The organism is Serratia surfactantfaciens (assembly GCF_001642805.2).
Classification (GTDB): domain Bacteria; phylum Pseudomonadota; class Gammaproteobacteria; order Enterobacterales; family Enterobacteriaceae; genus Serratia; species Serratia surfactantfaciens.
Genome location: NZ_CP016948.1, coordinates 3,720,105 through 3,743,166, shown reverse-complemented (window position 1 = coordinate 3,743,166; position 23,062 = coordinate 3,720,105). Strand labels below are relative to the sequence as shown.

Genomic DNA, 23,062 nt, shown 5'->3' with positions numbered 1-23,062 from the left:
CTATCATCCGGGAAGGGTTGTTATTATTTTTTGCTAAATTGCTAAACCGGTTTTTCAAGGCGAAAGATAGCGATCGAGAAGCGGACTGGCAATCAAGTTTGCTAACCCGATTCAGCTATTGTGATCGAGTACGCAAATCGTGGGCTAAAAGACCACGGCGCTAAGGAGAGCGCCGTGGACGCAGAGAGTCAACGCAGGAAAGCAGCCAACTCGTCGGCGCAGGGCAGGGCGGTCATGGCGCCTTTGGCGGTGGTGGCCAGCGCGCCGCAGGCCTGAGCCTGGGCGATGATCGCCGACCATTGTGCTTCTTGCGGCAATTCGTGAAGACGTGCCAGCGCCGCTAACAGCCCGGCGACGAAGGCATCGCCGGCGCCGGTGGTATCTACCGGCACGACAGGCGGCGCGGGGAAATGGCGCAGACGATGCCCATCGTGTACGCAGACGCCATCGCCGCCCAGCGTTACCAGCAGCAGGCGCAGCGGATAGGTTTGCATCATCCAGCGAATGGCGTTCTCCAGATCGTCAAGATGGCTGATAAAAGCCAGCTCTTCGCGCGACAGTTTCACCACGTCCGCCAGCAGCAGCGCCTTTTGCAGACAGGGGCGCAGCGCTTCCGGCTGGCGCCAGACCTCTTCGCGGATGTTGGGATCGAAACTGACCCGGCCACCGGCCGCCCGGATGCGTTCCATCGCGGCAAAGGCCGCGCTGCGGCTGGGTTCCTGAGAGAGCGCGATGGAGCAGAGGTGCAGCCATTCCCCCTGTTGGAAAACCGGCAGATCGTCGGGCTGCAAAAACAGATCGGCGCTGGGCTGCACCATAAACGTGAATGAACGCTCACCATGCTGATCGAGATCCACCACGACCGTGGAGGTGTGATGTTCGGGATCCGGCCGCATATGGCCGATATCCACCCCTTCATCGCTTAGCACCTGCTGCAAAAAGGCGCCGAAGCTGTCTTGCCCCACCCGGCCGATAAAGGCGCTGTCGCCACCGAGGCGGGCGATACCTACCGCCACGTTAGCCGGCGCGCCACCGGGGCATTTGAGATAGCCGTTGGCATTTTCCGGCACCAGGTCGATCACGGCGTCGCCCAGTACCCATACGCGATTCATCATGCATAATCCCTGTTTTTGTCCTTGTTAGATGGGTTGCTAAAATAGAAGAACCGGTTTAGCAAGGCAATGAAATAATGCGTTAAGGTGTTTGGAGGGTGAGGAAGATCAATCTTTCTGCTTGGCCTGGGGAAGGGAGTCTGCCCCGCGAACCGGCGCGGGGCGAGATAACGGGGTGGCTTAGCCCATCTTCGGGTAGACGCCGGGGCCGATTGGCAACCCAAGCGCATACCAGGCCAGCAGCAGCAAAATCCACACGCTGAAGAACACCAAAGGATAGGGCAGGATCAGCACGTAATAGGTGCCGAGCTGCGCGTCTTTGCGGTAGCGCTGCAGGAAGCCGAGGAACAGCGGCAGGAACGGCGACATTGGCGCCAGCGGCAACACCGCAGAGTCGGCGATGCGAAAGATCATCTGGGCGAATGCCGGGTGAAAACCGAGCAGCATAAACATCGGCACGAAGATCGGCGCCAGAATCGACCAGATCGCCGAGCCGCTGGCGATGAACATGCACAGGAAGGCGGAGAGGAACATCAGGCCGAGAAACGCCGGTGCGCCGCTCATGCCGGCGGCTTCCAGCATGTCGGTCAGGCCGACGGCCATAAACTTGCCCATGTTGCTCCAGTTAAAGAACGCCACGAACTGCGACAGCGGAAACACCATCACGATAAAACCCGCCATGCTTTTCATCGGATCGAGCAAGTGGTGGGGAATATCGTCCGGCCGCCGGATCTGTTTGGTGACCACGCCATAGGTAATGGCGACGGTGAAGAAGAACAGGATGATGATCGGTACAATGCCCTTGATGAACGGGGAAGGGATCACCGAACCGGTGTGCGGATCGCGCAGCGGCGCGGCCTCCGGCACCACCAGGGCGGCGATGATGGCGATAAACACCAGCGCGGCGATGCCGCTCATCATTAGCCCCCGGTTCTGCAGCGGGGTCAGCGCTGCGATTTTGTCTTCGGCGCTGCCTTGCCACTTCGGCAGTCGGGGTTCGATAAACTTGTCGGTGAGCAGCGCGCCGGCGATGGTCAGCACGATCACGGAGGTGGCCATAAAGTACCAGTTGTCGATCACGCTGACGTGAACCGCGCCGTCCACCGCCTTGGTGGCTTCGGTGCTGATGCCGGAAAGCAATACGTCGGTGGTGACGATTAACAGGTTGGCGGTAAAGCCGGAGGCGACGCCGGCGATCGCCGCCAGCAGCCCGGCTATCGGGTGTCGGCCCACCGCTATAAACATCAGCGCGCCAAGCGGCGGCATCACCACCAGCGCGGCGTCCGATGATATATGGCTGAAGAAGGCGATAAACAGCACCATATAGCTGGCGTAGCGGGCGCTGACGCGCGAGGCCATTTTGTACATCAGCGCCTGCAGCAGGCCGACCTTTTCTGCCAGGCCGGCGCCTATCACCAGCGCCAAAATAGCCCCCAGCGGCGCAAAGCTGCTGAAGTTATGGATGATGTTGGGGAATATCCATTGCATGCCCGCCACGCTCATCAGGTTATTTACCTTGATGAGTTCGCCGGTGGCCGGGTTTTTCACCGCCACGTCGAGCCAGGAAAACAGTGCGGTGGCTAGCATAAGCACCATGATCAAATAGACGAACAGGAGAAACGGATTGGGGATCTTATTGCCGATGCGTTCCACCCAGTAAAAAATGCGTCCGGGGCTTTTATTGATTGGCGTTGTGGCCTCACTCATGATTTTACCCTCTGTGTTTGCTCTGTTGTGTGATTGTTATTATTTGATTTATTTATAATTATGTTTATTGGCCCGATTGCCCGGGCCCTGTCTGTTCATGTTATTTCAATGGCGATGGTTGCACCTCTTGCGGGATTGGGCAGCGGTACGGCTGTTCGGCGCGTTGGCGCTCGAACTCGCTGCGGCAGCGCGCCAGCAGGGCGCTGTCGCTCAGCAGATCGATGGCGGTCGCCGCCATCACCTTGCCGGCCAGGCACATGCCCTTATGGGCGATAGCGGTGCGGCCCTGCGCCACCAGTTGCCAGGTGTGCAGCGGAGTGCCGAGTGCGAAACAGGGACTGAAGCATTGGGCGGTCGGCACCACCCAGCTCACGTCGCCAACGTCGGTAGAGCCGTACAGCAGGTCGTCGGATTCCACATAAGGCGCGACCTCGTCCATCAGCACCTTATCTCCCAGCAGTTGCACCCACTCGCGCCCGGCCGCGCCGCCGGTGCGGGCAATATTGAGTTTGGCGTTGCGCAGATCGTCGCGGCTCAGCGTCTGGCGGATTTCCTTGGCGAAGCGGCGTTCGGCGTCGCTGTACTCGGGCAGACCGAAATCGCACAGGTTTTGATACATCGCCCGTTCCAGACTGCGGTTCGGCACATAATTGGAGCAGGCTTTATCGAAGCGCACCTCCATCTGGGTGTCAGTCATCAACGCTGCGCCCTTGGCGATGTTGATCACCCGTTGGTAAATGTCCTGCGCCTGATCGAGCTGCGGCGCGCGGATCAGGTACAACACTTCGGCGTCGGCCTGCACCACGTTGGGCGAGCTGCCGCCGGTGTTGGTGACCGCGTAGTGCAGCCGCGCTTCCTGCACGATATGTTCGCGCAGGAAGTTGGCGCCGGTATTCATCAGCGTCACCGCGTCCAGCGCGCTGCGCCCCAGGTGCGGCGAGTTGGCGGCATGGGCGGCGACGCCCTTGAAGTGAAACGCCGCCTGAATGTTGGCCAGCGTGCTGGTATTGAACATGCCGCTGAAGCCTTCCGGGTGCCAGGTGAGGGCGGCGTCGACGTCGTCGAACAAGCCTTCGCGCACCATAAAGGTTTTGCCGGAGCCGCCTTCTTCGCCCGGGCAGCCGTAGAAGCGCAGGGTGCCGGTCAGCCGGTTCTGCTGCATCCACGCCTTGGCGGCGAAGGCGCCGGCCAGCGCCGCGGTGCCCAGCAGGTTGTGGCCGCAGCCATGACCGTTGCCGTTTTCCACCAGCGGCTGCGGCGTGGCGCAACCGGCCTGCTGGCTCAGCCCGGCCAGCGCGTCGTACTCGCCCAGCAGCGCGATGACCGGGTGGCCGCTGCCGTAGCTGGCGATAAACGCCGTCTCGATGTCGCCCACGCCGCGTTCAACCGAAAAGCCTTCCTGCTCCAGCGCATCGGCCAGCAGCGTGGCGGAATAGGTCTCGTTGAAGCGCGTTTCCGGATGGTCCCAAATCGCGTCACTCAGCGCGCTGAAGCGGGGTTGGCGTTGGTCAATGTAGTCGCCGATAAATGCCTGCCGTTGTGGATTGCTCATGCTTCGCTCCCGAATGTCGGCAGGTTCAGCGCCAGCGACGCCAGCGTTTTCACCGCCACCGCCATCACCTGCTCGTTGAAGTCAAATTTTTCGTTATGGTGTCCGGCGCTCAGCTCGGTGCCGAAAATGACGTATGAGGCCTGGCCGCCGTGCGATTTCACCCGTTCCATCATGTAGGTGGCGTCTTCTGAGCCGGCGGCCTGTTCGCGGCGATCGACCACCGAGGCCAGCTCGGTTATCTGCTGCGCCTGGCGGCGGATGTAATCCACCCACGGTTGGGTCGGTTTGCTGCTCTGCGCCGCGCCCATCAGCGCGATATCGCAGGCGACGCCGTGCATCCTGGCGGCACCTTCGATGGCGTTCAGCGCCTGTTGATAAACGAACGCGTTGATCTCATTGGTGGCGCCGCGCGTTTCTACCTTCATAAACGCCCGATCGGCGATCACGTTGCGGCCGGTGCCGGCCTGCAGCACGCCGACATTGATGCGCGAGCTGCCTTCGCTGTGGCGCGGGATGGCGTAAAGCCCCAGCGCAGCCTGCGCCGCTGCCAGCAGCGCGTTGCGACCGTCTTCCGGCTTGGCGCCGGCGTGCGAGGCGACGCCGCGAAAGGTGACGTCCAGCTTGCTGGTGGCCATAAAGCTGTCGCTGCCGCACACCAGCTCACCGGCTGGCACGCCGGTGCCGATATGCACCGCGGTGAAGAAATCGACGTCGTCCACCACGCCGGCCTCTACCATCGATTTAGCGCCGCGAGTGCCTTCTTCCGCCGGCTGGAAGATCAGTTTGACGGTGCCGCTAAGCTGGGGTTCCAGGCTTTTGAACACGTGCGCCAGCCCCAGGCCGATGGTGGTATGGCCGTCATGACCGCATGCATGCATCATGCCGCTGTTGCAAGAGGCGAAGCCTTCACGAAACGGCAAATGTTCGGGCTCCAGCAATTCGTTGAGATCGAGGGCGTCCATATCCACGCGGTAGGCGATGGTAGGGCCGGGACGGCCGGTATCGAGCGTTGCGACGATGCCGGCGAAGCCGCCGGAAAAGTGCGGCAGCCATTTCTCCAACGCCCCCTGATTGCGGGCGCGCTGTTCCTGCGCTTCCAGCTCGGCGGGAGAGGGCAGCCCCATGCGCGCCTCTGCCTTGATGACCTCGCGGCCCAGCTGCAGGTGATAACCCAGCCGATCGAGTTCTTCCGCCACCAGGGTGGCGGTGCGGAACTCAAACCAGCCGGACTCGGCATAGCGATGGAAGTCGCGGCGCCAGGCCTGCAATTGCGGGTACAAATCGGCCACCAACATCGAAAGCGAATTAGTCATAGTGATATCTCATAAGTTATCGCGCGCTGGATCGCTCCAGGCAGCAGTTATGCTCTGAACTGAAATCAGACGGTGAAGCTATTGCAAAGAAAAAGGTGTATTTGGTTACTAACTGCCGTGAATGGCGCTTATTGGCGCAGAAAATGCGCTTAATTAAGCGAAATAAGAATTTGGTTATTTATTATGTTTTTTCCGAATGTACACAATGGAATCTGGCTAAATAAGATGCCAATATCTTGCTATTGATAAATAACGGTTATCGCCTTTCGCCTATGCCAGCCTCGATAAAATTGCACCAATTACGTGCATTTGTGGACGTTAGCCGCCAGGGCAGCATCCGCGCCGCCAGTCGTACCTCACGCCTTTCCCAGCCTGCGCTGACCAAGGCCATTCAGGAACTGGAAGAGGTGCTGGGCGCCAAGCTGTTTATTCGCCGCAGTCAGGGGGTGGTATTGACCGACTGCGGCGATAACTTTTTCCAGCATGCCAGCCTGATCCTCGAAGAGCTGCGGGTGGCGCAGGAAGACATTCAGCAGCGGTTGGGGTTGGCGGGCGGTACGGTAAATATCGGCGTTGGCGGCAGCATCGCGCGCACCGTGATGCCGCAGGTGGTCACCCAGTTTCACCGTGAGTATCCCAACGTGAAGGTGCGGATCGTCGAGGGGCAGCTGGTGTCGATGATCCCTGAACTGCGCCAGGGCGAGCTGGATTTTACCGTCAATACCTACTATCCCAGCAGCCTCGATAACGAGCTGCAGTACGAACGGCTGATGGAAAAAGAGTATCGGGTGGTGGTGCGCAAAGGGCATCCGATGGAGGAGGCGACCTCGCTGAAACAGCTGCAGCACTGCGACTGGACCATGCCGACGCCGAAAGGCAGCTATTACCGGCTATTGCACGATCTGTTCGGGGACTTGGGCATGGCGCCGTCGATCAGTGTGACCTGCGAGACCTTTATGGCCTGTACCAGCCTGGTGGCGCAGAGCGATTTTGTCAGCATTCTGTCGGTGGACGTGATCTCCGATCCGATTCTGGGCAAGCATTTGGTGCCGCTCGAGCTGGAAGAGAGCCTGCCGAAGGCGACGTTTTATCTGATCCAACGCAAGGACACCACCCTGACGCCGATGGGCGCGCACCTGGCGCGCCTGTTTCGCCTTTACTGTCGGTGATACCGAGGCCCCGTTGGGGGCCTCGGTATCAGAACGCGATCGAGCCCTGCACGAAGAAAATGCGCGGTTCGCCGACGTATTTGCCGAAGTTGTTGTCGTTGGAGCGGGTGAAGTAGCGCTGATCGAACAGGTTTTTCACCCCGGCACCCAGCGTCAGGTTCGACAGCTGCGGCCCGAAATTATATTCCCCGCGCATGTTCCACACCATGTAACCGGCGATATCGCCAAACTGGCCGTCGGCGCTCTCCTGCGTGATGTACTCCGGCCCGGTGCCCGGCGAGTGCTGTTTGGACTGCGCGTAGCCGTCCAGATTCCACACCCAGTTGCCGGTGGCGTAGCGCGTGCCGACGGTATACACCTGACGCGAGTAGAACGGCAGGTCTTTACCGGCGAAATCGCCCTTGTCGGTGCTGGCCTTGGTGTAGGTATAGCTGGTGTAGACGCTGGCGCCGTCGAGCGCGCGATTCAGCTCGCTGAGATCGTAGCTGAGCGCCAGCTCGATGCCTTTGTGCTTGGTAGCGCCCATATTTGTCCAGCCCACGTCGTTGCTGATGTACTGCAGCTGGTTATCGAAATCGATGTAGAACAGCGTGGCCTCGGCCTTGACCACGGTATCGTCGTAGCGGGTGCCGAACTCATAGGTGTGCGCTTTTTCCGCCGTCAGCCCCGGCGCCGGCTGGTTGCCGTTACCGCCTTTGGTCAGTTGGAAATACTGCATGCTGCCGAACGAAGTATTGGCGTTGGCGAACAGTTTCCAGGCGTCGGACAGATGATACATCACGTTCAATGACGGCAGCGGTTCGCTGTAGCTTTTCTCGCGGCTGATGTTGTTGAACGAATCGTCCACGTGAGTGCGGATGCTTTCGTAGCGCAGGCCAGGCGTGACCGTCCAGTTGCCGACGTTGATGGTGTCGTCGATGTAGAACGCGTTGGCTGCGGTGCCGCCGGAGGTGTGCTGGTAATAGTCCGGGGTATCCGGCGTGGCGCCGACGTTCGCCGGGTTATACCAGGCCGAACGCGACGCCTTTTCATCCATGGTTTCATTCAGGTAGCGGTAGCCGAGGGTGATCTCGTGCGCCATATCCCAGAAACGAAACAGCTGTGAATAGCTCGGTTCGATCGCCCAGGTCGAATAGTGGCGCGGATAGGACACCATGCGCCGCAATCCGGCGTTTTTGCCGGTGCCTTCCGATTCGATGTTGCTGCCGCGGTAGCTGTCGGTGAAGTAGGTCAGCACTTCGAACTGTTTGTCGTCTTCCTGATGCTTGTATTTGAACGACATATCCTTGCGGCGGCCTTCGAACTGATCCCACGGCCGCGTGGACTGGAACGGGTTCTGCGCGTATTGCGCTTTGCTCAGCCCGCCCGGCATGCCGGCTTTGGCGTCGTAGTAGTGAAAATTGGCCAGCAGTTCATCGCGATCGGTGAACGCATAACGCGTTTTCAGCATGAAATCGTCGATGTCGGTGTTGTCGTTATTGTCGCGGTAGCCCTGACCGTGCAGGCCGGAGTAGAGCAGCTCGGCGCCGAGGCCGTTATCTGCGGTGCCGCCCACCGAGGCGCTGGTCAGGGTTTTCAGGCCGCCGTGGCTGGCGCCCTGGGTCTGTACGCTGGCGGTGCCGCCAAACTGTTTGGGAATGTCGCGGGTGACGAAGTTGATCACGCCGCCAACGTTTTGCGGCCCGTAACGCACCGCACCGCCGCCGCGCACCACGTCAACCGATTGCAGATTGCCGATCGACAGCGGCGCCATCGACAGCTGAGGCTGGCCGTAAGGCGCAACCGCCAATGGAACGCCGTCCATCAGAATGGTGGATCGCGGAGAAAGGCGAGAGGTCAGGCCGCGCACGCCGACGTTGAGCGAAATGTCGCTGCCGCCGGTGCCGTTGCTGTCGCGCACCTGCACGCCGGGCACGCCGCGCAGGCTGTCGGCGATGGTTTGATCGCCCTGTTCATGCATCTGCTGCTGAGTGACGATGGAGCGCGCGCCGGGATGGTTAAGCAGCACCGAACTGGTATCAGGGTTGTCCAGCCAGTTGCCGACGACGGTCACGGTGTCGGCATCGTTTTGAGATGAGTTATCAGCAGCAAGGACAGGGAATGCGACGGCGATGGAGGCCGTCAGCAAAGAAAGCCGAAAAAGAGGTGACATAATAATGCCTTAAGAGTTTCAGACCCGGATGTGTTTTTTTTAGAAAAGACAATCTTAATGATAATTATTGGCAAGTAAATAGAATTGTTACGGGATAGTTAAGCGGGTAACGATGTGGCGCGGGCGGGGTGTCAGGGCCCGGAGGGTGGGCCCTGAACGGACATTATTGCGGCGTAAGCCAGAAGACGCCGCTGTAATCCAGCGCGGTGAATTTCTGGTGGACCATTTCGATATCCGCTTGCGGATCAATATCTTTAAACAGCGCCGGGTGCAGGAATTTGGCGATCGCCTCAACGGCGATAAAGTTGAGCGGCGTGTCGTAAAATTGATGGTAAATCGCCATCACGCGTTTTTCTTTCACCGCTTTCAGCACGTTAATGCCGGTGCGATCCAGCAGATGCGCCAGTTTCTTTTGGCTGGTGGCCATATCGGTGGTGTAGCCCAGCGGCACCGCCAGCGTGCCGCGATGACCACGGCTCCAGTCGGCGCCGGTCAGCAGATAGAAATCCGGGTTGCTGCCGATCACCTGCTCGATGTTCACTTCACCGCCCATGTCGGAAAACAGCTTGCTGCCGATATTGTCGCCGCCGGCGGTCTCGATAAACTGCCCGAAGCTGCCTTTGCCGAAAGTGTTGCAGCACTGCTCGCCTTTGATGCCGGCGCTGCGTTCGATGAAGACGCTGGGGCGCTGCTCCGGTTTCAGCGTGGCGACCCGTTGGCGCACCAAGTCGAGCCGTTGCTGATAAAGCTGAATAAAGGCGTCGGCGTTGGGCTGTTCATCAAACACTTTACCCAGCAGCTGCATGCTGGCGACGGTGTTGGTCAACGGCTGCTGGCGAAAATCGATGATCAGCACCGGGATACCGACTTTTTCCAGCTGGGTCAGTACGCCACTGTCCTTCAATTTGCTCAGCAGACCGATGTCGAAAATGACCAGATCCGGTTGGCGCACCACCGCGCTTTCTACGCTGAAATCGCTGGTGTAGGGGTTGTCGAAGGTGGGGATCTGCATGACCTGCGGGAATTTTTTTGCGTAGGCCTCCACCAGATCCGGTGCTTTGACCTTCAGCGAGTTGTCCCAGGCGATGATGTTTTTCAGCGGTTCCTGCGGATGCAGAATATTGAGCGCCAACAGCGCACGGGCATCGGCCAGGATAACGCGTTTGGCCGGTTGCGGCAGAGTGACCTGACGGCCGGCGACATCGGTGACGACGATCGGCGCGGCCTGAGCGGCGCCGGCCAACAGCAGAATGCAGGCGGCCAGCCAGCGGCCGGCTTTGGCGATAAGAACAGCGGACATGGAGATCCTTGAGTAATCGGCGAGGAACGAGAGCGCAATGATAAGCGATATCCTTTCGCTTTTTGAACACCCTTGATGCCGATAGTGGCTACTCCTGGCCCATCAGCGGGTCGCTGACGCTGTGTTCGCCGTCTTCCAACCGGCCCGCCAGGCGGCGCAGCCAGCCGGGGCTTTGCAGCGTAAGGTCATACCAACCGCCGCTGGCGCGGGCGTCAAACGTTTGCTGGTGGCTGCCGCCCGCCGGCAGCGTGATGTGCCACGGGCCCTGCTGCGTATAGGGGCAGCGTTCGAGGGTGACCGCTATCGCTTCGGTGCCCGGGTTGTTCAACTGCAGCTGCAGGCTGCGCCCCGCCGGGCGCAAACGCACTTCCGGCTGCGGCCGGCTCAGGGCGCCGCGCAGTTCACGATGAAAACCGTTGGGGCCGAGCAGCCACAGATGGTACTCATCCTCCGTCTGCCAGTCGTCGCTGACCGCTTTGCCGGCCTCGACGGTGTAGCGGCGCGGGATCTGTGCCAGATCTCGCCGATCGTAAACGTGAAACACCGCCCCCTGCTCGCCGGTATTGAACAGATTCAGCGTGACGCGCCGCTGCTCGGCCGCGACGGCGGCTTCGACGTGCAGCTGGTAGGGCAATGCGCGAGAAGGGCGCGCCAGGCGGCGTTGATGCGGCAAACGCTGGTGGGCGGGCGACGGCAGCGGCACCTGCGGCAGCTGCTCCTGGCGTTGACGCAGGCCGTCGGCGGCGCGACGGCTGGTGGCGGGCAGGCTCGGCAATGCTTCGCCGTTAGGGTCGACAAAGTTGAACGCCGAGGTGAGATCGCCGCACACCGCGCGGCGCCAGGCGCTGATGTTGGGTTCATGCACCTGAAAGCGCTTCTCCAGAAATTGCAGCACCGAGGTGTGATCGAAGACCTGCGAGTTGACCCAGCCGCCGCGGCTCCAGGGCGACAGCACCAGCATCGGCACCCGCGGGCCGGGGCCATAGATGCGGCCGTCCGGCGGTGGCTGATCCTCCGAGCCGGGCGGCGCCACGTGCTGGAAGATCTCGGTGTCGAACGGCACCGTCGATTTACCGGCGAAGCTGCCGTCTTCACGCAGCGACGGCGCGGAAGGCGAGGGCATGTGATCGAAAAAGCCGTCGTTTTCGTCGTAGTTGACCAGCAGGATGGTTTTGCTCCATACCTCCGGGTTATCGGTCAGCGCGTTGAGGATCTCTTGCGTGAACCAGCCGCCCTGCACCGGGCTGGAGGGATCGGGGTGTTCCGAATAGGCCGCCGGCGCGATGATCCAGCTGACCTGCGGCAGTTTGCCTTGCTGCACGTCGGCGCGGAACCCGGCCAGCATGGCGTCCAGATCGTTGCCGCTGGCGGCGGGCAGGGTGTTGCCGTTGCCTTTGTATAGCGGTGCGCTTGCGTTGAGCTCGTCGCGATAGGGCACGAAGGCGTTGAAGTCTTTCGGCGGCCGCGCCGGGTTGCCCACCTGAATGCTGGCGGCGCGGTACTGGCGGAAGCCCGCCAACGGGTTGTCGGTAAAGTTGTCGGGCAGGAATTGATACACCTTCCAACTGACGCCGCTCGCCTCCAACCGTTCCGGATAGGTTGTCCACTGGTAGCCGATCTCTGCCGGGCCGGGGCTGTCCCATTCGTTGACCACCACCGCCACGTCGGCGGCGGACGGGCCGTTGGTGCCGGTCCAGTGGAACAGCCGATTGGTATTGGTGCCGGCGTGGATGGCGCAGTGATAGGCGTCGCACAGGGTGAAGGCGTTGGCCAGCGCGAACTGGAACGGCAGCTCATGCTGGCGATAGTAGCCCATCGAGGCCGGCGTTTTGTAGGTCGGCCAGGCGCTCATGCGGCCGTGGTCCCAGGCGGCCTGTTCATCCACCCATGAGTGCGGCGTGCCGGTGACGCGCTGGGCGTTACCGCGTTTGCTGTCCAGGTGGTAGGGCAGCACCAGCCGCTCGGCGCCCTGTTGCTGCCAGACGTGGCGGCCGTCGGGCAGTGGGATGGTAAAGCGATCGCTGAAGCCGCGTACGCCCGGCAGGGTGCCGAAGTAGTGGTCGAAAGAGCGGTTCTCCTGCATCAGGATCACCACGTGTTCGACGTCGCGCAGGGTGCCGGTGCGATTATTGGCGGGAATGGCCAGCGCTTTGCGAATCGAAGCGGGCAGCAGCGAGAACGCCGATCCGATGGCGGCAGCCCGCAGTATGTCTCTGCGTGAAAGGTCAGGCATGCGTCGTTAATCTCCGTCAGTGTGCTTTGAAGATAGCCGCTGACGACGATAATGGCGAAAAATAACAGGGAGATGAAATCGAGGAAAACAATGCTCCCTGGCGGGAGCATTGGTGGATGACGCTTACTGTCTGATCAGGCGGCCGAGCGCCGGCGCCGTTTCGAAATCGCTGCGGAAGGGGTTGATATCCAGGCCACCGCGGCGGGTATAGCGCGCGAACACGCTGAGTTTTTCCGGGCGGCAGTGCTGCTTGATGTCGTTGAAAATACGTTCGACGCACTGCTCGTGGAATTCATTGTGCTGGCGGAAGGAGATCAGGTAGCGCAGCAGGCTTTCGCGATCGATTTTGCGGCCTTCATAGCGGATAACCACGCTGCCCCAGTCTGGTTGATTGGTGACCAGGCAGTTGGACTTCAGCAGGTTGGAAGACAACGTCTCCGTTACCGGTTCCCCTTGATCGGCCGCGCCGCACAGGTATTCCGGCTTGAACGTGAAGTCGTCAACCGCGATGTCCAAATCGTCGATGTTGATGCCCGGCAGGCGGTCGATCTGCGCCGGATAACCTTCCAGCCCCGGATAGAGTTTGACGGTGACCTGGCCGTTGGCCGCCTGCGACAGATCCTGCTGCATGGCGGCGCTCACCTGTTCCACGCTGTCGAAGCGCGTTTGGTTGAAACTGTTGAGATACAGCTTGAACGACTTGGACTCGATCAGGTTCGACGAGGAGTGCGGGAAGGTAAACTCGCCGATGCCCACCACCGGTTTGCCCTTGCCGTTGAGCCAGGACAGCTCGAAGGCGGTCCACAGGTCGAAGCCGCTGAACGGCAGCTGCCGCTCGTCGACGCCGATCAGATCGCGGCCACGCGCGCGCGGCAAGGCTTCGAGCAATGCGGGAGCATATTGATCCGGATAATCGGAGTTGGCGCCAAGATGGGTGATCTTATCTTGCTTTTGGATATGCATATTCATTGCCTTTTGCTTGTTCGGTATTGATGTAGCGGTTAAACAGACTGCGGGTGGCGTAGATCGGCCCGACGCCCAGCAGGGCGTAAACCACCTTGATCAGGAACTGCGACAGGATCATGGTTTTGATGATATCCCAGCTCAGCACGTTGTAGAACGCCAGCGTACAGAACACCACGCTGTCGATGGCCGACGCCACGACGGTGCTGGTGATCACGCGTACAAACAGGTAGCGGGAGTTGGTCAACTCTTTGATTTTGCAAAGCAGGTAGGAGTTGACGTTCTCGGAGATCAGATAGGCCGCCGACGAGGCCACCAGCACCGCCATGATGCTGTGCACGATGCCATTGTAGGTCTCGCTGTACTCCCACTGCGGAATGCTCGGCACCAGCGTCGTTACCCAAACGCCGAGGACGAAGGTCAGGTTGGCGATAAACGAGATGATGATGGTGCGTCTGGCCAGCCGCAGCCCATAGAACTCGTTGAGGATGTCCACCAGGATGAAGGTGAGCGGATAGATGAAGATCGCCGGCGGCGTGATGAGGTTCAGCACCGGAATTTGGATCGGTTTGACGCCGCACAGCGTTGAGAAAATATAAATCACGCTGAGCGCAACGGTGATGATCAAATAGGCGTACCAAGAGCGTTCATGGCGATCGCTGAGTTCGTAGGCGGTTTTTTGCTTGTTATCGCCATAGAGTTTGCGGTACAGCGCCTGCAGCTCATGCCGGCTTAAATCTTCTGATATCTCACTATCGGCCAGTTCATTCAGCCCCATGGTGATGGTTTTACCGGTGGCCAATACCATAACATTGGCCGCGATAGTGCCATGCCGGGTGAAGCCCAACAGCTTGAACTTCTGATTCGGTTCCATTTATAGCCTTTCTCCAACGATGTAACCCAGGAATTGCACGGTGTCCTGAGGGCGTTTGTCCATGCTTTCGCTGTCTTTGTCGTCAACCACAAAGAAGCCGCTTTTTCCCGAGTGATACAGCAAAGGCGAATCGCAAATCAGTACCGGCGGACGTTTGATGATAATGACTTCGCCGGGAATAAATGACCCTTTAATTTCGGTCTCTATTTTCATTGCCAACATGTTTGACTCATCGCCGAAGAAATAAGTCAAAGGAAACTCGGTGACCAGTTGCCCGATCTTGCGCTGCGAGACGGCCAGGTAGCGCGACTGCGGGATCACCGGAATGGCGGAAGGGTTCTTGTTGCCTTCGGTGGACAGCGTTTCGTTGAGCAGCTCGAGTTTTTCCAGATCGTAGTCTTCGATCTCTTCGCAGGAGACGCCGAAGAAATCGGAAATTCGATTAACGGTGGATTGCTGAACGTTGTTCACTCTTCCGTCGAGAATTTTGTAGAGGGTGGTGCGCGTCAGGCCGCTGCGGTTGGAAAAGGAAGCCTTGGTTTCACCGCGGGTACGCATCAGATATTCAATGTTTTTAATGATGTTGATTTTGCGCTGTGCGTTGGTGGTTTTCATTGGCTGTCCTTACAAACATTACGCAGGCTTCACTATATCTTACGCATCGGCGTTGTCCAGATAAAAAGGCGCCGGCTAAAGGGTAACAGACTGATTATTTACGGTAATTATTGTTTTCTTCCAGCTGGTTAGCCTATTGGCGCTAGCGGAGTTATCCAGTTTATCCGAGCACATGATAAAACCGTGTAAATCAATTGATTAGGTTTTGCTTATGGAAAAGTGAACACAAAAGCCGATTTTGTGTTTACTTTTATGTTGACCAAAACCGATTTCATGGGCTACTGTTCATGCAAGCTGAAGTTTTTCTTTACGATAAAAACACGGAAGCTTCGATTATTTATAATAAAAAGCTCAGAGGGGGCGTTTCCACACTCTGAGCATGATGGATACTTGCTACCGACACCAGGGACCCTCACCGCAGCCGTTTGTCTGTACGAGCGGCTCATTCTCCTGCATTGAAATCCGTATTTTCAAGCGTATAACACTCCCCCGTTACCGGAGGAGTGCATTCGCGCGTGCCTGCCAATCAGAGTGACTTTTGCGAGGCCAGCGGTTTTTGCGCCCGGCTGAAGGCCAGTTTAAGCACCCAATACAGCAGGCTGGCGGCCACCAGGGAGTTGATGGTCGGTACGCCCCATTCGGTCGCCAGGCCAACGGCGCCGCCGGCGATGCTGGCGACGATCGCCGCCCAGCCGATGGTCGGCGTTTCGTTCGGCAGTTGGCCCGTGCGACGGCTCTCGTCGAGGATTTTGCGGTGGCTGCGCAGCAGATAATAGTCCACCAGCATGATGCCGATAATCGGCGGGAAGACCACGCCAAGCACCGTCAGGAAATCGACGAAGCGGTCGAGAATACCCAGCACCGAGAGCGTGGTGCCCAGAATGCCGATCACCAGTGTGGTGTAGGTGTACTTCAGCTTTTTGCCGGTGATGCCTTCCACCGCGTTGACGATGCCCAGCGAAGAAGAATACAGGTTGAGATCGTTGACGCGCAGGGTAGAGAACACCACCACCAGCAGGCCCGCGCCGCCGGCCGCTTGCGACATTATGGTGACGACGTCTGCGGTGCCCAGCGTTTTGGCAATGAGGATAGCCAGGCCGTTCACCACGAACTCGCCGGCGATGATGGTGAAGAGCGTGACGCCGAGCACGTGTTTGCCGTTTTTGGAATAACGGGTCAGATCGGGCGTCATCAGACTGGCGACGATGGCGCCACCGACAACGATGGTGATGCCGGCGCTGATGGTCAGTGGCTCACCCGGCGGAGCCAGCTGGATGATCTCCTGCAGGTTATGGCCGGAAAGCGCCGTCACGGAGATATAGGCCACCAGCATGATGAACATCGGTACGGCAATGCGAGCGGCGATGCGCAGCGCCTTGAAGCCGAACGCCACCAGGATGGTCAGCAGCGTGCCCGAGAGCCCGGCGGCCAGGCCGAAGCCCAGCTTATTGCCGAGCGCGAAGTCGAGCGACTTGGCGAAAATGGCGTTTTGAATGCCGAACCAGCCCAGAAGGCTGACGGCCACCACGACGCCGATCAGTACCGACCCCAAACGGCCGAAGCCGCACCAGCGCGCCAGCAGGCTGCCGGAAATTCCTTCGCGCATGCCCGCCAGCCCCAGGCCGTAGGTCACTACGCCGAAGATCAGGCTGCCGACGAAAATGGCGGTGAAGGCGTCAATCAGCGACATGGAGTTGCCGAGCACGGCGCCGAGCATGAACTGATCCAGCGCGGTCAGCATGCCCATATGCACGATGGCCACGCTTAAAAATGAGACTCTTTTATCCTGCGGCACCCGGGTGAGCGGATAATCTTCGATCTTTATCACGGTGAGATCTTCCTTGCGGTTCAAATAAACTGAATGCCTTTAGTTATCAGGCGATCGGGTATGTAGTTATCCAGGTTGGCGTATTTGCAGTACTCCTCAAATTGCTGCTGAGTATGCACGTTGGCCTTCTGGTAGATGTTATAAATGCGGTTTTCGATGGTCTTATTGCTGACGCTATAGATTTTGGCGATCTCTTTCACCGTAAATCGCTGCAGCATAAGGAAAATGACATCGAGTTCAGCGCGGGTGAACAGCTCGTTGTTGACCTCGGTGGTCAATACGCTGGGCTTTTGCTGGTTGATGTACTTGAGCGGCGACAGGCTGTTCATCGGCTTGGCGTTCCAGATCACGCCAATCACCTGTTTGTCGTCGTTGTACACCGGCAGCTTTTCGCTGATAAACGGCGTCAGGCTGTCTTTACCGTACCAATAGTGCGTTTCTATGACCGTGACCCGATCGCGCGCCGCTTCGGTCATTTTATCGTGCTCGATAAAGTCGGCGGCGGAGTCGGCCCAGTCGGCGGGGAATTCGTGGTCATATTTACCGGCGACGTCGAAGTTCAGCGGCGTATTGGTATAGAGATAAGCGGCGCGGTTCATATAGAGGTGGCGGGACAGCTGGTCTTTGATGCCCCAGGGCTCGCTCAGGTGCTCCATCATGGTGATGAGACCCTTAAAATAAGATTCATTATTTTTATGCGAGGAACCCATACCTACCTCTGCGCCGCTCAGGCCGCGTTACAGGCTTTTAGCCAGGTAATGGCGGGTGTGGCGGTGTGCGTAATCGCCCAGTTCGCCGTAGACCCGGTAGCCCAGTTTTTCGTAGAAGCCTCTGGCCTGGAAATCGAAGGTATCGACATAGGCCATGTGGCAACCGCGTTTGCGGGCTTCTTCTTCGGCCAACTGCATCAGTTGGCGGCCGTAACCGCTTTTGCGGCATTGATCGCCGACCCACAGATACTGCACTTCCAGGCCGCCCCACCAGGTGCGCGCGACCAGGCCGCCGACGATCTGCTGATTGTCGTCGGTAACGGTCAGGAACAACGGGTGAATGTCTACGGGCTGGGTTTTATGGTTGTGAGCCCACAGACTGTCGATAACGAACTCTTCATCCTGCGGGTTGGGTTTGTCGGTGATATTAATATTCATTTTTAATATAATTCCCTGATTTAATTATTCAAAACTGAACTAGGCGTTTTCGCCTTAACCGCTTCTAATATCACTTTCATTAATGTATTTCAAGGGTGGTTTTCACCCTTTTCCGCCAGGTGAGAGGGCGCTTATAGTAGCTGCCACAGGGAGAAGAAAATAGTGAAACAGGCGGTATTAAAACGCTGAAATGCCCTGCTTACACCATCTTTTCCTATCTTGCGCCTCACCAGGGCCCCACCGGGAAAACTGCAGTACTGTATGGCTCCACCGGATAGAGCAAGCTAACTTGCCGACGGGGGAGCCACTTTGTTTTTGCCGCAGCCATTCCACGTTGGCCACTCTCTGTCTCAGATATTAAACACTCTTCTTATCAGAAGATATGAGTCGCAGATGAAAATGCGGCCGATACCTGCTGATCCGCTGATTTAGTCCTCTGATATGACGCCGCGCAGCGCCGGCTCGATGGTGGCGCCCAGCATGGCACCATGCCCTAAGGCGGGCCATTCCCGGTAGCCGACGGCAAGGCCGTTGAGCGGCGCCAGGTGTTCGGCCAGCAAATGCGTCGCGTCCGCCGGCAGCGCGGGGTTCTTTACGCCGGGCGGTGCCGCGCGATCGCGTTCCGCCAGACCAACCCATAATTGCAGACTTGCCGCCAGCGTCGGGCGCCGTTCGATCATCTGTTGCGCTTCCCGCAGGATCATACCCTGCCCCCACCACAGCGAGGGCTCAACGGCGATGTAGCGCTGGAAGGCGGCGGGACGGGTGAATAGCGTGTGCAGAACGAAGAGCCCGCCGTAGGAGTGCCCCCACAGCGTTTGTCGCTGCGGATCGATCGCTATTTTGGCGGCGATCGCCGGTTTGATCTGCGTTTCAATCAACTGCAAGAAGGCATCAGCGCCTCCCACGGCCCGCGGCGGTTTCTTCATGCTTGCCGGCAGAGGGAGCGTATAGTCGTAGGCACGGCCGGCGGCATCGATGCGCAGATCGTTGTCATAGCCGATCATGACCAGCACCGGCGGCCGCTTCGCCGCCGCCAGTTTTGCCAGCAGGGCAGCGTTCAGCTCCATTAGCACCGCATTGCCGTCGAGGAAATAAATCGTTGGATAGCCACCAGGCGCAGGCGCCTGACGCGGCTGAGCGATACGAATGCGATAATGCCGCTCGCCATCGGCGGAGGCGAAGCGCAGATCGCTGAAGCGGTAATCCGTTGAATCGCTATCGGCGACGGTAACGCCGATCTTGCGTTCCAGATCGGGCCTGGCCAGCACGCTGCCCGGCAGCCCAACGCCGATGGCGAGCGCCAGAAGCGCGGAAATAAAATTCCGGTTAGACAATAACATGCAGGTCAACATCCTCGGAAAAAGTCGATATTAGCACCCGTACGCGCCCGGTAAAAACCTATCCTTTGGATGGGCATTCCGGCGGCGAATTGCGGCCGAAGCCCACAAGCGGGCCGTCAGTCGCTTTGCAGAGTTAATAGCAACCCATTGTTATTATTGGCGAGTACAGGAATAAGAGGGGTTAAAATTAATTAGAAATGGTTATGATTTTTGTGAGGAAGAGAATCTGCGTGAAGGCATGTAAACACAAGGTTATCCAATAATATCAGTGAAAAAAGCCCTATAAAATAGGGCAAAGACACACAACAACACCAGGGAAACTTTCCGGTATCTTATATTATAGCTACCTATACATATAGAACATTTTATTATAAATATGTAAACGATTCTTATTAATGTATTAATGCCATTGTTTTTCAAGCGGTTATGCAGCCTGGCTGAGGTATTGTTCCTGAATCATGTGTTGGGCAGGCTGAGGGGCAGGAGGCTGGGAGCTGTGCTGTAACGGCGGTATGGAACAGGCGGGATCATCGGCCCGATGATCCTTAAGGCAATACCGGCTGGCGGGCTGCAAAAATGCCTGCCGGTATTTCTCCTCAGCGGCTGTCCGCTGAAAATCAGTGCTGTTGCAACGTCAACATCTCGCCAAGTAAAACATCGGTTGGCGGCAGGATATCCGTATCCAACCCGGCGGAAGGGGTAAAGGTCAGCTCGCCGAAAATGATCTGACCTTTGGAAATGTAGAAATCAACGCGAACAAACTCGAAGGGCGTCGACAAGCGTGCGGCATACTCAAACAGCTCGTCGTAACCTTCAGGTTTTACGAAAGCGTCTATCTGTTCCTGGTTTAATGCCTGGCAGTCTTCGCTGTAGCACAGAAACTTGAAATCTTTGTCAAAGAAGTAATATTTTGGCGACCCGGTCTCTCTGCCGACGCACAGCAAGGTGCAGTATGGCACACCGCGGAAGCAATAGATCTTATAGTCTTCAGGTCCGTGGCCATTGGCCGATTCGATATACTTCTCCCCAATGATCTTCTTTTGTATTCCTTTGTAGTTGAGCTCTACATAGGTTTTCCAATAATCATCCCTCATCCAGCCATCGATCAATTTGGCAGCGCTCTTGATATTCAGTAATTTTTTATTCTGGCAAATCAGGTTATATCCGGAACCATGATTCCCTTTGATCACGAACTTATCCGGCAATGAGTCCCACGGGATATCGCTTACTGAGTCACAGGCAAAGTACAATTCATTAAGGATCTCTTCGCACCCTTGATCTTTGATGTACTGTCTTACCGCGTATTTATCCGCGCACTGCTTCACCAACGCATTATGACTATAGCCATTCAACTTCAGGTGATTGATCTTTTCATTCCAGGTAGATGGCGCCTGTAAGTTTAACGGTTTGCCAAATGCCTTTTTGTAGAGCAATCTGGCCTTGAATTCGGGGGCCAATACGGCCAGATTCTTCGTAATAAATTTAATGATTTGTCTTTTCATATACCTGATTCCATCAAAGCGTAGTGACAATGATTAAGACTTAAAGCGCGGGTAACACGCTTTCACTGCGCCATTGCATGGCGGTCGGCGTGGTTCCCAGATCAAATGGCTGGTGATCTAACGCCCGATTAAGAATGCGAGCCGATCGCCACGCCATCAGGCTCAACTGAGGATCGGCAATGCCGTGATTATGCATACTGGCGTTCATGGCGAATAAACAGTTCTCCGCAGGGCCTTCCCACTCAAAGGTAAAATCAGGGGCTATGCGGTATTCGCCGTCGGCAGTGGTCAATAAACGGTGGGCTAAAGGTTCAAGGAACTCTGGCGTCGCCGATTGATAACCGGTAGCAAAGATCACCACGTCCGCCTTGAAGGCTTCCTGGCCATGATCGAGATGATGGTGCGTTTCGAGTTGGTAGGCGTTATCCAGCGTGTGCTTCAAGGCCGTTAGCGAACGGCTGGGCAGCAGGCGCACCCATAATTTCTCGCGCAATACATCGAAGCGGTGGTACATGGCACGATAAATGGCCAGCAGCGATTCGCTGGTGATGCCGTCTGAGGTCATCTTCTGCTCGGCCAGCATATGCCGCTTGGCCGCGCTATCGAGCGAGTAAAAGCTCTCGACGTAATCAGGCGTGAAATATTCGTTGGCAAAGGCCGCTTCATCAAGCGCGTTGTAATTATTGCGCCGTGATATCCAGTCGAGTTGTTCCGGCTGCCCCCATTCCCCTTTAAAAATATTCAGGAACAGATCCGCGCCGCTCTGGCCACCGCCGACGATCGCCACGCGTTTGCCTGCCAGGTTGGGGTTGCGCAGCATCATTTCGCTGGCATGGAAACAGCGATCGTTTTGCGCCGTCACGCAGTCCGGCAACTTTATTTTCTTACCAATACCTATGCTTACGTGTCTGGCGTGGAATACTGCATTTGAGGTCGTGACCACGAATTGGCGTTCCCGATCGTCAAACTCGACCCGCTGAACGTCTTGATTGAACGCCAACGATCCCATTCCGCTCGCGGCCCAGGTGAGGTAATCGGCGAATTCTTCACGCGACGCGGTGCGCTGTTCCGTTGTCAGGAATCGGTAGAACTTTCTGTTTTTTACCAGATAGTTGAGAAAACTATAGGGGTTGGTTGGGGCAACTGCGCTCACCAAATCTTTTAAAAAGTTGGTCTGCATGCTGCAATCCGCCAGGATCATCCCTGGATGCCAAGAGAAATGAGGTTTGCGTTCAAGGAATTGCCCCGTAAATCCCTCTATTTCACTCCCTAAGGCCGCCAGGCTAAGATTCGACGGGCCAAGGCCAATACCGATGATATCCAAACGCTGATTCATTAATAAGCTCCAGTATAATGAGAATAATACCCAGAAATACGGCTGCAGATGGGGTGGCTCATAGCAACCAGGCTGTCTTTTTCTTATAAGTAAACTTCACGAATTAAATGTGATTAAAAATTGCACGGGTTAAAAATGTCGTATTTTTAAATGTCCGTTTAAAATTCGGTAGCGCATAAGGTAAAGGCTACGGGTGTTTTCTTTCCATGAAAATCCCTATGAAAGCTTGCGTGTGTATTTAATTAATATTCTTAAGTAAGAATCTGATAAACCTGATTCATCACGTCATGAAAACAGTAACCTTGGGGAAGAGGTCAACCGTTCGGGTACTCATCTGTTTTTCTGCTGTATGCGCCAGCCTGCGTTCGTCTGGCATTTCTGAGATCAGGTATTTGTTGCTTAGGATAGCCTTAAAATAGGCGCTGGGAAGGTGAAATAACGTGATATTAGAAGCCGGGTGCTTTTTGAAAATATGAAATCAGAAGTGAAATTATAAAATCGATTGGTTTTTATTTCTGTTTTTTAAATAAATTCAATGGGTTGATTTTGTTCCGCTGGGGCGTGGCGCGCCAGTTAACCGGAGTCGAGCCTGGCATTTTTCCCCTGGTTTTTCCTTATTACCGCGCTAAACAGTAAGATTTTACCCACCCGTTGCATAAACCCGTGGGCATGGATTGTTCGCGTTAACTCTTGGGTTTACCTTTTGTTTAACTAATGAGGGCAACGATTGCCAGGGGAGGGTGATTGCTCGAGCCGGCTGCGAAAGATTCTGGTACGGCGACCAGGCTAGCGAGTTCTATCCGACAATCCGTTTGGCCATCGTGACTGGCATTTAACCCGCAGGGCAACCAAGTGGAGAGCCCGGTTAACTCCATGCATTTCTACTCTCCAGCCAGAGTGAAAAACTGTCTGGTC

17 protein-coding genes are annotated in these 23,062 nt (G+C 57.1%); 1 reads left to right on the top strand and 16 read right to left on the bottom strand.

Annotated features, from left to right (window positions below):
* Window positions 1–188: 188 nt before the first annotated feature.
* The 4 genes from ATE40_RS17560 to ATE40_RS17545 form a co-directional block, all read right to left on the bottom strand.
* Window positions 189–1,115, bottom strand: coding sequence for an aminoimidazole riboside kinase (locus tag ATE40_RS17560; protein WP_063918740.1), 927 nt, complete (start codon window positions 1,113–1,115; stop codon window positions 189–191).
* Window positions 1,116–1,292: 177 nt separating this feature from the next.
* On the bottom strand, window positions 1,293–2,819 hold the full coding sequence (abgT, locus tag ATE40_RS17555; protein ID WP_019453040.1) for a p-aminobenzoyl-glutamate transporter: 1,527 nt from the start codon (window positions 2,817–2,819) through the stop codon (window positions 1,293–1,295).
* Window positions 2,820–2,919: 100 nt separating this feature from the next.
* Entirely contained in the window at window positions 2,920–4,371 is a 1,452-nt protein-coding gene (locus tag ATE40_RS17550) for a M20 family metallopeptidase (protein WP_063918741.1), read from the bottom strand.
* A complete protein-coding gene (locus tag ATE40_RS17545) occupies window positions 4,368–5,684 on the bottom strand; it encodes a M20 family metallo-hydrolase (protein WP_063918742.1) in 1,317 nt (438 codons plus the stop codon). Before ATE40_RS17545 ends, ATE40_RS17550 begins: the two co-directional genes overlap by 4 nt.
* A gap of 272 nt (window positions 5,685–5,956) precedes the next feature.
* Between ATE40_RS17545 and ATE40_RS17540 the strand changes: the two genes are divergently transcribed.
* Entirely contained in the window at window positions 5,957–6,853 is an 897-nt protein-coding gene (locus tag ATE40_RS17540; protein ID WP_025160097.1) for a LysR family transcriptional regulator, read from the top strand.
* Window positions 6,854–6,881: 28 nt separating this feature from the next.
* Here the strand turns inward: ATE40_RS17540 and ATE40_RS17535 are convergent, their stop codons facing one another.
* From ATE40_RS17535 to ATE40_RS17480, 12 genes are all read right to left on the bottom strand, one after another.
* The gene (locus tag ATE40_RS17535; RefSeq protein ID WP_063918743.1) at window positions 6,882–9,005 is read right to left on the bottom strand and encodes a TonB-dependent receptor family protein; all 2,124 of its coding nucleotides are present in this window, start codon (window positions 9,003–9,005) and stop codon (window positions 6,882–6,884) included.
* Window positions 9,006–9,168: 163 nt separating this feature from the next.
* Entirely contained in the window at window positions 9,169–10,305 is a 1,137-nt protein-coding gene (locus ATE40_RS17530; protein ID WP_063918744.1) for an ABC transporter substrate-binding protein, read from the bottom strand.
* An 88-nt stretch (window positions 10,306–10,393) separates the two neighbouring features.
* Complete coding sequence (locus ATE40_RS17525; RefSeq protein WP_063918745.1) at window positions 10,394–12,538, bottom strand: phosphocholine-specific phospholipase C; 2,145 nt, start codon at window positions 12,536–12,538, stop codon at window positions 10,394–10,396.
* Window positions 12,539–12,661: 123 nt separating this feature from the next.
* Window positions 12,662–13,501: an NADPH-dependent 7-cyano-7-deazaguanine reductase QueF gene (gene queF, locus ATE40_RS17520; protein ID WP_019453033.1), complete on the bottom strand. Its 840-nt coding sequence runs from the start codon at window positions 13,499–13,501 to the stop codon at window positions 12,662–12,664.
* Window positions 13,479–14,375 carry a queuosine precursor transporter gene (locus tag ATE40_RS17515; RefSeq protein WP_019453032.1) on the bottom strand — a complete coding sequence of 299 codons (897 nt, stop codon included), beginning with the start codon at window positions 14,373–14,375 and terminating at the stop codon, window positions 13,479–13,481. The genes queF and ATE40_RS17515 overlap by 23 nt, the downstream gene beginning before the upstream one ends.
* Window positions 14,376–14,990: a helix-turn-helix domain-containing protein gene (locus tag ATE40_RS17510; protein WP_004937341.1), complete on the bottom strand. Its 615-nt coding sequence runs from the start codon at window positions 14,988–14,990 to the stop codon at window positions 14,376–14,378.
* 526 nt (window positions 14,991–15,516) lie between these two features.
* Window positions 15,517–16,818, bottom strand: coding sequence for a cytosine permease (locus ATE40_RS17505; RefSeq protein ID WP_025160095.1), 1,302 nt, complete (start codon window positions 16,816–16,818; stop codon window positions 15,517–15,519).
* A gap of 20 nt (window positions 16,819–16,838) precedes the next feature.
* On the bottom strand, window positions 16,839–17,528 hold the full coding sequence (locus ATE40_RS17500; RefSeq protein WP_019453030.1) for a helix-turn-helix transcriptional regulator: 690 nt from the start codon (window positions 17,526–17,528) through the stop codon (window positions 16,839–16,841).
* A 27-nt stretch (window positions 17,529–17,555) separates the two neighbouring features.
* Complete coding sequence (locus ATE40_RS17495) at window positions 17,556–17,966, bottom strand: GNAT family N-acetyltransferase (protein WP_019453029.1); 411 nt, start codon at window positions 17,964–17,966, stop codon at window positions 17,556–17,558.
* A gap of 428 nt (window positions 17,967–18,394) precedes the next feature.
* The gene (locus ATE40_RS17490; protein WP_063918746.1) at window positions 18,395–19,309 is read right to left on the bottom strand and encodes an alpha/beta hydrolase; all 915 of its coding nucleotides are present in this window, start codon (window positions 19,307–19,309) and stop codon (window positions 18,395–18,397) included.
* A gap of 617 nt (window positions 19,310–19,926) precedes the next feature.
* Entirely contained in the window at window positions 19,927–20,811 is an 885-nt protein-coding gene (locus ATE40_RS17485) for an ATP-grasp fold amidoligase family protein (protein WP_063918747.1), read from the bottom strand.
* 40 nt (window positions 20,812–20,851) lie between these two features.
* Window positions 20,852–22,147: a lysine N(6)-hydroxylase/L-ornithine N(5)-oxygenase family protein gene (locus ATE40_RS17480; RefSeq protein ID WP_063918748.1), complete on the bottom strand. Its 1,296-nt coding sequence runs from the start codon at window positions 22,145–22,147 to the stop codon at window positions 20,852–20,854.
* Window positions 22,148–23,062 lie beyond the last annotated feature (915 nt).